This is a genomic window from uncultured Maribacter sp. (genome assembly GCF_947500405.1).
Classification (GTDB): domain Bacteria; phylum Bacteroidota; class Bacteroidia; order Flavobacteriales; family Flavobacteriaceae; genus Maribacter_B.
Map to the genome: position 1 here is coordinate 61,344 of NZ_CANMRY010000009.1, position 12,118 is coordinate 73,461.

Annotated in this window: 9 protein-coding genes and 1 tRNA gene; 2 read left to right on the plus strand and 8 right to left on the minus strand. The window is 29.5% G+C overall.

The annotated features are described in order from the left end of the window. Window positions 1-115 precede the first annotated feature (115 nt). From Q0945_RS12695 to Q0945_RS12705, 3 genes are all read right to left on the minus strand, one after another. Window positions 116-313, minus strand: a complete 198-nt coding sequence (locus Q0945_RS12695) for a hypothetical protein (protein WP_299435109.1) — start codon at window positions 311-313, stop codon at window positions 116-118. Between the two features lie 618 nt (window positions 314-931). Beyond that, a complete protein-coding gene (locus Q0945_RS12700) occupies window positions 932-1,324 on the minus strand; it encodes a response regulator (RefSeq protein WP_299435111.1) in 393 nt (130 codons plus the stop codon). Then, window positions 1,321-4,347, minus strand: coding sequence for a PAS domain-containing protein (locus Q0945_RS12705; RefSeq protein ID WP_299435113.1), 3,027 nt, complete (start codon window positions 4,345-4,347; stop codon window positions 1,321-1,323). Before Q0945_RS12705 ends, Q0945_RS12700 begins: the two co-directional genes overlap by 4 nt. Before the next feature lie 359 nt (window positions 4,348-4,706). Between Q0945_RS12705 and Q0945_RS12710 the strand changes: the two genes are divergently transcribed. Together Q0945_RS12710 and Q0945_RS12715 are read left to right on the plus strand one after the other, a co-directional pair. Beyond that, a tRNA-Arg gene (locus Q0945_RS12710) sits at window positions 4,707-4,780 on the plus strand. A gap of 208 nt (window positions 4,781-4,988) precedes the next feature. After that, complete coding sequence (locus Q0945_RS12715) at window positions 4,989-5,669, plus strand: head GIN domain-containing protein (protein WP_299435115.1); 681 nt, start codon at window positions 4,989-4,991, stop codon at window positions 5,667-5,669. A 10-nt stretch (window positions 5,670-5,679) separates the two neighbouring features. Here the strand turns inward: Q0945_RS12715 and Q0945_RS12720 are convergent, their stop codons facing one another. Genes Q0945_RS12720 through Q0945_RS12740 form a run of 5 tightly spaced genes read right to left on the minus strand, consistent with a single transcriptional unit; the run spans window position 5,680 to window position 12,094 of the window. Further along, entirely contained in the window at window positions 5,680-5,862 is a 183-nt protein-coding gene (locus tag Q0945_RS12720) for a CPXCG motif-containing cysteine-rich protein (protein ID WP_299435117.1), read from the minus strand. A gap of 10 nt (window positions 5,863-5,872) precedes the next feature. Further along, entirely contained in the window at window positions 5,873-7,246 is a 1,374-nt protein-coding gene (locus Q0945_RS12725) for a TolC family protein (protein ID WP_299435119.1), read from the minus strand. A 40-nt stretch (window positions 7,247-7,286) separates the two neighbouring features. Continuing rightward, window positions 7,287-10,490: an efflux RND transporter permease subunit gene (locus Q0945_RS12730; RefSeq protein WP_299435122.1), complete on the minus strand. Its 3,204-nt coding sequence runs from the start codon at window positions 10,488-10,490 to the stop codon at window positions 7,287-7,289. Then, window positions 10,490-11,620, minus strand: coding sequence for an HlyD family efflux transporter periplasmic adaptor subunit (locus Q0945_RS12735; protein ID WP_299435124.1), 1,131 nt, complete (start codon window positions 11,618-11,620; stop codon window positions 10,490-10,492). Before Q0945_RS12735 ends, Q0945_RS12730 begins: the two co-directional genes overlap by 1 nt. 9 nt (window positions 11,621-11,629) lie before the next feature. Beyond that, window positions 11,630-12,094, minus strand: coding sequence for a MarR family transcriptional regulator (locus Q0945_RS12740; protein WP_299435126.1), 465 nt, complete (start codon window positions 12,092-12,094; stop codon window positions 11,630-11,632). Window positions 12,095-12,118 lie beyond the last annotated feature (24 nt).

The following is a 12,118-nucleotide window of genomic DNA, read 5'->3' on the forward strand; positions in this document are numbered from 1 at the left end:
CTAGTTTATTAAATGGACTAGCATCAACAATTCGGTACTAAAAGAAAGAAGACTAATAGCCTTTGCTTGAATAAGGATATATTACTTAAGAACTCATACAAAAATTTAATAGTTTTTAAAAAAGCTCTAGTATTCCTAAAACCCAATTATAAGAAACAACGCAGGCAAAAATAAGAGCAAGCCATAACCCTGCTTTTATCCAAATACTTGTCTTATTTTCTTTCATAATTATCATATTGTCTAGGATTAATAATATTCCTATAATTACCATTGGTAATACAAACACATTAAATACTTGAGATAGTATTTGCATTTACCGCAAATTCCGAAACTGTACTATAGTTTCCATGTGGTTCTACAGTGGAAACAAAAAGTGTATTCTGTGTTTTGGTCGTAGAATAATTAACCCTGCATCTCTTCTTAAATTATTTTCTAGATCATTTACTCCTACTCTAGAAAAAATTAATTCATCTGTTTCTTTTGTTATTGTAGTAAATGAATAGAATTTGCCTTAGTTTAACCCAAGTTAGCCTACTATTATTTTTGCCATAAATTGTAACCTAAGTATCTGGCTCGTGACGCCCTGGGTTAGTAAAAGTATAAATAATACATTCTTTTAGTCTACAGTTAAAATAATTGGTTCTTCCGCTGTTCGTTTAGCTTCAAACAACGGCTAGGTATTTTCACAAACTCCGTTTGCTAATGTAATTACATCAACAGGTTTAGTTTCTTTTACAAGCATATTAAAATATATTACAGTAAAAACTAAAGATTCTTCTTCTTTTTTCTTTGAGCAAGAAGAAGTTAAGATTCCTAAAAATAATACGGATAAAATTAGAATTTGCTTTATAATTACAAATTATACAAAATCACAAAGCTTATTATGGCATATGCTAATACCATGTTGTAATTGTATTATACTTTCAATACACTATTGAAAATTATTTTTTAAATCCGTAATAATACTATCTGTAAGAGGCTTAGCTATAAAATCTTTTACCAAAAAATATTCCTTAGCACGCTCAATATCCCTAGAATCTATGGAAGAACTTAGAATATAAATTTTTGTATTTACTTCTTTAAAAGATTCTTTAAATGCACCCAAAAATCCCCATCCATCTAAAACTGGCATATTTAAGTCTAGAAAAATTAACTCAGGAAGTTTATTATTTTCTTTAAAAAAGGACTTTAAACATTCTAGGCCTTCTTCACCGTTATTACTTACCAAAATTGTATCGCAAAAATTATTATTCTTCAATAAAATCTTGGTTCCAAAAACAAAAATTGGATCGTCATCTATTATACAAATAGTTTCTATACTCATCCTATTTTAAAATATGTTGTGAACTTGGTTCCTAAATGTTCTTTACTTTCTACTTTAATTTTACCGCCCATAGCCTCCAGTTGGTTCTTAACAAGAAATAACCCAATTCCTTTAGCATCTTTGTGCGCATGAAAAACTTTATATAATCCAAACAGTTTATCACCATGCTTATTTAAATCTATTCCCAAACCATTGTCTTCTACACTAAAAACTACATTGTCCCACTCTATCTTTGCAGTAATATATATTTTTAAGCGGCGATCAGGCATTCTATACTTTATTGCATTTGTAATTAAATTAAGTACAATACTTTCTAAATAAGCCTGTATTGCCAATACAGATATGCCTTTGGGAACATCTATAGCTATTTTTGCATTTGCCTCTTTTATTAATGAATTAGTGTTTTGGATAGATTTGTCTACAAAATCTATAAGTTTATAAGAAGACAAACTTGCACTAATATTAGATTTTATTTCTACAATTTTGTTAAGATCATAAATAGTATCATTCATATTATCAGATACTATTTTTATATTTTTAAGAAATTGGTTCTCCATTATTTTTGGAAAATCTTTGCCTGTTAAATCTAAGAGCATAGATATATTACTAGCGTGTGAGCGTAGGTTATGAGAAACTATGTGTGCAAAATTTACTAGACGATTATTATGTTCTTTTAAATTTTCTGTAAGTAATTTATTTTTTGTTGTATCATGAACTTGTAGTAACATGTGCACTAGCTTTCCGCTATCATTTTTTACAGCAGAAATTACAAGCGTTACCCATATTATGCGCCCATCTTTATGTATAATTCTTATTTCCCCTTTTACAGAGCTTTTTTTATTTGTAGAAACATCATTTAATAAAATCTTTGTTTTTTCTTTATCTTCTGGGTGTGCTAAACTACCATAAGTTAATCTTAATAATTCGTCTTTAGAATAACCTACAATTTTTGATAACGAATTATTTACTTTTAACACTTTGGCTTCTTGCCCTATAAATGCCATTCCTATAGATGCTTGGTTAAAAGTGTTACGAAGTTCTTCTTCTTTAATTGTTAATTCTTTAGAAACTCTAGTCTTTTTATCTACATCTTGGAAAAAACCATATAATCTATTACATTTTCCTTTAGAAAACTCTACAATTCCTGTAGTTCTTGCCCATATATACTTATTCCTTGGTTTAGAAAAAACCTCTAAAAACACATCAAAACCTACTCCTTTTTCTAAAGCATTTTTAACAGCAAGTGTAATTGTATCTCTAGAATATCCTTCTTTAAAATATGATATATCCTCTTCTAGTGTTGCGATATAATCTGCTGGTACCCCAAGCATCTTTTTTATGTTAACGTCCCAATAAACTTTATTATTTTCTAAATTTAACTCCCATATACCTATTTTAGCAGCGGTATTTATACGCGCCATTAAATTAGAGTAATCTGCTAGTTTAAGTTCTGTTTTCTTTTTTTCTGTTACATCTAACATTTGGATTAATAAATGTATAAGTTCCCCTTTGTCATTCTTTATAGCCGACAAATTCATAAACACCCATATTTCTTTTCCAAATTTGGTAACCCCTCTTACCTCTCTAGAGAAAAAATTTCGCCTTCCTTGTATTACCTCCTGAATTAATGGCATTGTAATATTATAATCCTCAGGATGCATTATACTCTCATAAGGTACTTTATAAGCCTCTTCTTTAGTATACTCAAATATATTAACAAGACTATTATTGGCTTCTTTTAAATTATTTTCTAAATCTACAACCCCCATGCCTATAGTTGCTTGATTAAAAGTTTGTCTAAATTCCTCTTCTTTAAATGCTAAGGTTTGTGATAATCTTGTTTCCTTATCAACATCTAATAAAAACCCAAATAAACGAATACACTTCCCATTTTTAAATTCAGACATTCCTATTATCCTAACCCATTTTGTTTTCTTTGCTACTCTTGTTAAAATTGGGTAAATAACATCATAGTCTTCCCCATATTTAATTGCTCTTTCTATGGTAGCCTTGTACTCCTTTTTGTTTTCTTTTCCTTTTATTATATCTATAGATTTACTAAGTGTTGGATGAAAGCCATTTGGAATCTCAGTTAGTTCTTTAAAACTATCATCTATTGTTATAGATGAGTCAAATACTTCATTATAATTAATAACTATATCCCATAATCCTATTTTAGCTACATGATTTATTTTTTTTATAATATTAGAGTAATCTAAAAGTAAAAGTTCATTTGTTTTTCTAGAAGTAATATCATATAAAAAACCAGAAGCTAATTTTGGAGTACCATCCTCGTTAACATCTGTTAATTTTCCAGAACTTATAACCCAAACCCAATGCCCTTTTTTATGTTTTAATCGCAATTCATTATCACAAGTATCTATGTTTTCTAATATAGAGGCGTATACTTTATGCATACTATCTTTATCCTCAGGATGCATTAAACTACTCCAACTCTCTATAGTTAATGAATCTAATTCAGAGACTTTATATCCTAAAATTTTTGAATAATTCTCATTAACACTAACTACACCAGTATTGTAATTAAGTTCCCAAGTGGCTACATTACCTCCTTTAATTATATTTTTATAGTAGTTTACTTTTTGCTCTAACTCTTGTTCTTTTTCTTTGATTTGTGTTACTGAAATTGCAGAACCTAATATTTTACAATTACCTTCTTCTTGGCTTATTATTTTTCCTCGTAATTTCATCCAAACAATTCCCCTTTTGGCATAAAATCTTATCGTGCAATTAAGAGTATCAGAATCATTTTTAATTTTATTACAAACAGAAATAAAATGTTCTCTGTCTTCATTATGAATTAAAGAAAGTAAGGTTTTTTTATTAGTAAATACTTTTTCTGATGTATACTCCAAAGTATTACAAAATTTTTGACTAAACCAAAAATCTTCTGAAATGGCAAGATTTATTCCCCAAAGACCATCAAAAAAAAATTCATCTATTGTAGTATCTCCATCAAGATTTCCTAACCAATTTGAAATATTGCTCTTTGTTCGAATCATACTTACCTTTTAAAGCGAAACACACCTAGTAAATGTAAGAAAATCAATCTATTTAATTTGTGCATTATAGGGTAAAACCATTAAAAAAGAAAAAGAAAACTCATTTTAGTGTTAGTTTTAAAGCTAAAATGTTTTCTATAAAACTATAATATTTGTATTCTTAATACTTAGAAAAATAAAATCTATTCATAGGCAAACTCTTTTAAAAGCAATAAAAAGATCTTAGTTTTCTAATTATCAAACACTTAAGATTTTTTTAAGTTTATTAATAAGTGACTTTAAAAAAAGGATAAATTATTTAATAATTTTTCTTTTAAAAATCTATATTTTTATTACCTTCGCCGCACCATTTAAAGAATGGTGGCATAGCTCAGCTGGATAGAGCACCTGCCTTCTAAGCAGGCGGTCGAAGGTTCGAATCCTTCTGCCATCACAAATAATTGGAAAAGCCTCAGAAGTTATATACCTCTGGGGCTTATTTTTTATAGCATATTTTTTAAAAAATTGTTAATCTTTCTTCCTAAAATAAATCTACTTTAATATGTTGTAAATTTGTTTATCTACTTCTTTTATAGAAGTTCTGCGAATTTTGGAACATAATTTGTAATTCCATAAAATAAAGAACCTAAATAAAAAATAAAATGAAAAATATTTTAAGCCTATTTTTAATTGCATTTATTTCTTTTACAGTTACTGCTCAAAGAAAAAACACAAAAGATTTAAAAAAATTTACCCAACTAAAAGTATATGACCGCATTATTGTTAGTCTTGTAAAAAGCAATGTTAACAAGATAGTAATTACTGGTGATGATAAAGATGAGGTAAGTATTTCTAATAAAAATGGATTATTAAAAGTACGTATGGAATTTGATAATTTTCTTGATGGCGGAGAAGCAAAAGCAACTTTATACTATACTGAAAGCCTTAGTTTAATAGATGCTAATGAGAACGCTAAAGTTACTTCAGAGGAGACTTTTAAAGGAAATTATACACAAATAAAAGGCCAAGAAGGAGGAAAAGTAGATTTAAAAGTAGACTTAGAAAGTGTGTATATAAAATCTATCTCTGGTAGTGAAATTACACTTTCTGGAAATGCTAACAAACAAGAGATTAATGTAAATACAGGTGGTAAAGCATTCAACAAAAACCTAGAGACAAAAGATACTAATGTAGTTGTTATGGCAGGCGGAAGAGCCGATGTTAAAGCTAGTGACAATGTTGAAGCGAAAGTAAAAGCAGGCGGCTATATTTACATTTATGGTAACCCCAAAAACATAGAAAAAGACAAAATGTTTGGAGGTAAAATAAAAATAATGGATTAAAGATATTTGTTTACTGCTCTATACTATTTGCAGTAACGCTTTGTAGTTCTTTATTTAAAAATACAGGTGTTATTTCTATAGGATTACAACATACCTCACAATCCTCTACATAGGTTTGGTTTGGTATGGAATTGTCTAGTAGCATAGAAATTTGTTCCCAACAATATGGACATTGAAAAAAATGCTCTTCCATAATTTTCTTATTAAAAAGGAACGTTTAAAAGTTGCCCTGTTAACTGTAATAATTGTAATTCTGATAATTTTGCATCATACTTAGCTAAATTTTTATTGGTCTGCGCATTTAATAAGTTAATCTGCGCTTGTCTAAATTCTATAGATGTTATTCTTCCTAATTGAAATTGTTCTTTAGAACGCTCAAAATTATTTTTATTTGTAATAACATTTTGTTCTTGAATTTTAAATATACGCAGTCGGTTTTCATAAATTCCTAGTGCATTTTCAATATCTCTATTAACCTCTAAAGTTATTTGTTTTTCTAAAAGCTCTTGATTTTGTTGGGCTATTTTAGCATTTTTTACTCTAACCGAAGTTCCTCCACCATCAAAAATATTCCAAGATAAACTTGCTCCTAACGCTATATTATAGGAAGTTCTATTGGTCCCTGGGAATACTTGTCCTGGAATAAAAGAAAAAGGTGCACTTTGATTTAAGTTCCAGCCATAAGAACCTGTTAAACCTACGGTTGGTAAATATCCAGATTTATTAACCTTAATATCGTAATCATTAATTTTTAATCCTTTATTTACAATTAATAAGTTTATATTATTTTCTTGTGCTTTTTTTATATACTCTTCTAATTGTAGCTTAGGCAAAAAATGCACTAAAGTGTCTACCATATAAAAAGCATTTAAATCTTGATTAAGAACTACATTTAAATCTCTCTTTGCATTGTACAAAGATTGTTTTGTAGTCATTACATTTATACTATCATTAGTAACATCTACTTGAGCATTTAATACATCTAACTTAGTACTTTGTCCATATTCAAAACTATATTCTTCTCTTGTCATTCTTTGTTTAGAAATTTTTAGTGCTTGTTCTAAAACTTTTTTATTTTCTTCTAATCTTGCTACTTCATAATACACACTAAACAATTGTATTACTGTGTTTTCAATTGTTTCTCTTGCCTGTAATTTACTTAAGGCATGTTGTTCTTTTAATCTCTTATAATTATATAAACGGCCTAAACCATCAAAAAGAGTGTAATTAATTGCTAACCCAGCATTATAGGTTTGAGATTCTGCATCTTTAATTTCAATATCTGCCCTTGGTGTCCCATCAGTTTCAAACTGACCAGGGTATTCTGTGGTACTATTTATTAAATCATTATAATTAGCCCCAGCATTTCCTGTAAGCGTTGGCAAATATCCTGTATTAAGAACGCTTTTGTTATTCTTGGCAATTTCGGCTCTGTTTTTTGCCATTTTAATACCATAGTTATTTTCTAATGCTATAGAAACTGCACTTTCTTTTGCTAATATATTTTCTTGCCCTATTATTTCTAAAGGAAAATACACACTAAGAATAATAAAAACTACACCTATTTTTTTTTTCATCTTTTTTATATCATCTAAATATAAATACATACGCTACGCGTTAAGAGTTGTGTTCTTGCTCTTTTTGTTCTTTTATTGTTCGCTCTACCTCTTCTTTAGAGACTTTATTACCTGTTGCTAACCACTTAATACTGACTTTTAATTTATTACTAAAAGATAAAAATATTGGTAACATTACAAGGGTTAATATTGTTGCAAACCCAATACCATAAGCTATAGAAATTGCCATTGGCTTTAAAAACTGTGCTTGCCTACTTGTTTCTAACATTAAAGGCGCTAAACCAGCAATGGTAGTAACCGATGTTAAAAATATTGCTCTAAAACGAGATTTTCCAGCATTAAACAAAGCATCATCAAAAGGCATTCCTTCTCTAAGATTACTATTAAATTTACCTATTAGCACTAAGCCATCATTCACCATAATACCTATTAAAGCAATGATACCTAACATAGATAAAATATTTACAGGAAAATCATGAATCCAATGTCCCCAAGCTACAGCTGTTAAACTAAAAGGAACTAGTAGTAATAACATTAAAGGCTGACTAAAACTTCTAAAAGTAAAGGCTATTGTTATGTATATTAATACTAATACTGTAAGACCTACTGATGTTAAAGAGTCTAACATTTTACCTGCTTCTCTATTTTGCCCTTCATATAATGGGGAGACTGTTGGGTATTTAGAAACAATATCTGGCATAATATTCTTTTGAATATCCTCCATAATATCTGTACCACTAGTTTCTTTTTCATTAACTAAATCTGCAGAAATTTGTATTTCTCTTCGCCCTTCTAACCTATTAATTGCCACATCACCACGTTCTATAACATAGTTTGCAATTTCTTTTAAAGGAACACGACTACCGCTAGGTGTAACTATTCGCATTTCATCTAGGTTTGTTATAGATGATCTATTATCCCTATCATACCTAACCCAAACACGAATTTCATCTTGCCCTCTTTGAAAACGCTGTGCTTGTACTCCAAAAAAACCAGCTCTTACCTGAGACATAATATCTCTTAGATTTAACCCTAATAAATAGGCATTTTCTTTAAGCTCTAATCGTATTTCTTTTATTCCTTCTGGGTCATTATCTGCAATATCTTTTAAGTTGGCATTATTTAAAAGTGCGTCTTTTAATTCCTTTTTAGCAGCTTTTAACTCTTTTATATTATTACTTAAAAGCGATACTGCTACAGGAGAACCTCCAAAATTACCTCCAGAGCTATATATTAAACTTTCTGCGCCTATTACAGGCCCCACAAGCTTTCTTAATTTTCCTGTTACCATATCTGCCCGTATAACATCTGGCCTTTCTTCTCCTGGAAGAAGGTTAATTGTTAGGGTTGCAGAGGAAGACCCTGGTCCTAATCTTTTAATCACATTCTCGAAAAGCATTTTATCTTGCTCATTAAGGTATTCTTCTGACAACTCCCTATTTACAATTGCCGCTTTTTCTTCTATTAAAGAAATTATAGAATCGGTAACTTTTTCATTTGTACCATTCGGCATCAACAATTCTACTTGTAATCTATCACTAGCTATTCTAGGGAAGAAAGATGTTCTTATTATTCCACCACCAACAGAACCAAAAGTTAAAATTAAGGTTGCCGCAAAGATTGCAAAGGTTAATAATTTATACTCCATAGAAAACTTAAGTAGAGGGCTGTATAAATTGTCTCGCATGCTTTTCATGAAATGATCACCCATCTCATTAATAACTCTTAATTTTGCAAACGCTTGTCCTATACGTGTTTTTGGCTTTTTTGCCATAGGCTGCAACGCTTTTGAATGCGCTAAATGGGCTGGCAATATAATTAAAGCTTCTACTAAAGAAACAACAAGAGTTAGTATTACTATTACTGATACTTCTCCAAAAAATTCTCCTATTCTACCATCTAAAAAGAGGAAAATAGAAAACGCCAAAATTGTAGTAATAATTGCAGATACAATAGGAGAAATTACTTCTAAAGTACCATCTATTGCTGCTTGTACTGGAGATTTCCCTTTTTCGTAATGTTGGTAAATATTTTCTGCTATTACAATACCATCATCTACTAGAATACCAATAACAATAATCATCCCAAAAAGAGACAACACATTTATTGTAACATCAAAAAAGCCTGCAAAAACAAACATTCCTAAAAAAGAAATTGGTAAGCCAAATGCTACCCAAAAAGCCAATCTAGTATTTAAGAATAGAGATAAAAAAATGAGCACCAATATCATCCCCATTACTGCATTTTCTGTAAGTAACTCAGTTCTTTGTATTAACGTTTTAGATTGATCGCTTACAACGTTTAATTGTATGTTATTGCGTTTTTGGTTAAAGGTTTCTATATACACTTTAACTTTTTCGGCAGAGTCTATTAAATCTTCCGTATTTGTGCTTGTAATACTAATATTTACTGCTAAATCTCCATTAAAATAAGACCCATTTGGAGTTTCGGCAAAACGATCTCTTAGTATAGCTACATCTTTTAGTCTAATTGTTCTCCCAAAAGCATTAGCCTTTACAATTAAATTTGAAAGCTCATCTCCATAATACGCTCTATTATTAGCTCGTATTAAATATTCTTCAGCATCTGTTTTTATATTACCTCCTGTAACAAGAATATTAGCGTTACTTACGGCTTGCGCTACTTCTGAAAAGGAGATGCTGTATGCCAACAAACTATTTTCATCTACAGCTATTTCTATTTCTTCATCTGGGTAACCTGTAATAGTTATTTGCGATATTCCATCAATTGCTCTAATATCATTTTCTATTTCTCTTCCTATTTGTTTTAAAGTAGCTAAAGGAACTTTGTCCCCGCTTACTGTAAAACCAATAGTTTGTCTTATGGCTTCTAATTTAGATACTATTAAAGGTTCCATTCCTGTTGGAAAGGTTGGTACACGATCTACAGCATTTTTTACTTCTAAGAGCATAAAGTCTATATCTCTACCTTTTTCTATTTCTACATTTATATTTCCACTATTTTCTTTAGAGGTTGATGTTACACGATCTACCCCTTCTAAACCTTTTAAATTATCTTCAATTTTTAAGACAATACCTTCTTCAATCTCTTGCGGAGATGCTCCAGGGTAGCTTATATTAATAGATATATTTTTAGAATCTGTTAATGGAAAAAAAGAAGACTTTAAAGTAATTGCTCCTGCAATACCAAAAATAGTTACCGCAATAATTAAGACACTTACGGCAACATGGTATTTTATAAAATACTCAATTATTTTACGCATTATTCCCTAGATTTAACTTGCTTCTTTTTATAAACTTTAACTGCCATTCCTGCATAAGAACCTACTACAGGTTTTGCTAAAATTACTGCTTCATCTGGAACTTGTTTTAGTACTACTTTCTTATCAGAAAAATATATTGGCCTTACATCTATAACCTCTAAAATTGAATCTTTTACAACATATATTTTGTCCCCTTCTAAAAGTAAACTTCGGTCTATTTCTATAGCATTTTCTTCTGGTTTTGCACTAAGATTAGCCTCTAAGTACATACCTTCTTTTAAGCTACTATCTTTTATTTCTATAAAGGTTTTTATGGTTTGAGAAGCAACATCTACTTTACCATTAACCCTTACTACTTTTCCTGTATACGTTTGGGTTTTATCTAAATTACTAAGTATTACTTTTTCGTTTATCTTTAATAAATCGCTATATTCTTTACTAATAGAAACTTCTAACTCATAAACGTCTGTATTAATAAATTCTCCTAATTTTTGCCCTGATCTAACTAAAGTTCCTTCTGTTACTAAAGCCTCTGTTACTACTCCTTTAAAAGGAGCTACTATTCTATATTTAGACAATCTTTGTTCTAAATTTTTAACATTATAATAATTAGTTAAAACACCTCTCCCAGAAATAAAAAATTTCTCTTTTTCGGAACCCATTTCTGGTAACTTCGGTGTAGCCTTATCTATATCAAAACCAGCTAAATAGGATTGCCATTTAGGGTAAATGTCTGGGTAATCTAAACGAACATCTGGCATCATAGAAGTAATTTGGTTATACAAATTACTTTTAGCAGATTTTACAGAAGCAATATATTCTGCGTTATCTATATTTATAATAGTTTCTCCTCTACGGTATACCGTTCCTGCTTTAAAAAGTTTACTTCCAGTTTTAAAAACACCCTGTACCTCTGCATAAATATCTACACGCCTTTTTGCTATTAAATTTCCATTAGCAGGTATTATAATTGGTATCGTTTTATTTTCTGCTTTTTCTACAAATACAGTTTTTACTACCTTTTCTACTTTAGGCTTCGGTTTTTTTTTGTTTGCTATTAGTTTTTGTGCAAGAAAAAATGCTCCAACAATTAACAGAACTCCTATTACAGATAAAATTATTTTTCTCATAGTTGGTTGTTATAAAGGCTCTTTTTGTAATGTAATATTATATTGAATTTTCTTTAAAATTTTAATAGCAATTTGTTTTTCTTCTACAGTAATACCGTTTTCTAAAAATGAAATGCAATTTTTTAAAACAGGGATTGTTTTTTTATATACTGCTCTTCCTTTATCTGTTAAAAAAACATGGCTTATTCTCTTATCTTCATTACTTCTTTTTCTTTTTATGTAATTTTTTGCTTCCATTTTAGAAAGCAGTCTTGTTAAGGTAGATTTATTTCTGAGGGTTAAAAAAGCTAACTCATTTTGATTTAAACCATTTTTTTGATGCAATTTTTTTAAAACAATTACTTGTTCTTTACTCAAATCTAAATTGTGCTTTTTTAAATCTTCGTGAAAATAATAGTCTATAATCTTTGATGTTTTCCCTAACCAAGGAATTATTGCGTTATCAAAATCGACAAAATCTTCAGAAAATTTCATAATACGAAACTAACACAAAACTAT

Excerpts from the sequence above, each read along its gene's own strand:
- Q0945_RS12695 (WP_299435109.1), bottom strand. The coding sequence starts at position 313 with ATGCAAATACTATCTCAAGTATTTAATGTGTTTGTATTACCAATGGTA.
- Q0945_RS12700 (WP_299435111.1), bottom strand. The coding sequence starts at position 1,324 with ATGAGTATAGAAACTATTTGTATAATAGATGACGATCCAATTTTTGTT.
- Q0945_RS12705 (WP_299435113.1), bottom strand. The coding sequence starts at position 4,347 with ATGATTCGAACAAAGAGCAATATTTCAAATTGGTTAGGAAATCTTGAT.
- Q0945_RS12715 (WP_299435115.1), top strand. The coding sequence starts at position 4,989 with ATGAAAAATATTTTAAGCCTATTTTTAATTGCATTTATTTCTTTTACA.
- Q0945_RS12720 (WP_299435117.1), bottom strand. The coding sequence starts at position 5,862 with ATGGAAGAGCATTTTTTTCAATGTCCATATTGTTGGGAACAAATTTCT.
- Q0945_RS12725 (WP_299435119.1), bottom strand. The coding sequence starts at position 7,246 with ATGAAAAAAAAAATAGGTGTAGTTTTTATTATTCTTAGTGTGTATTTT.
- Q0945_RS12730 (WP_299435122.1), bottom strand. The coding sequence starts at position 10,490 with ATGCGTAAAATAATTGAGTATTTTATAAAATACCATGTTGCCGTAAGT.
- Q0945_RS12735 (WP_299435124.1), bottom strand. The coding sequence starts at position 11,620 with ATGAGAAAAATAATTTTATCTGTAATAGGAGTTCTGTTAATTGTTGGA.
- Q0945_RS12740 (WP_299435126.1), bottom strand. The coding sequence starts at position 12,094 with ATGAAATTTTCTGAAGATTTTGTCGATTTTGATAACGCAATAATTCCT.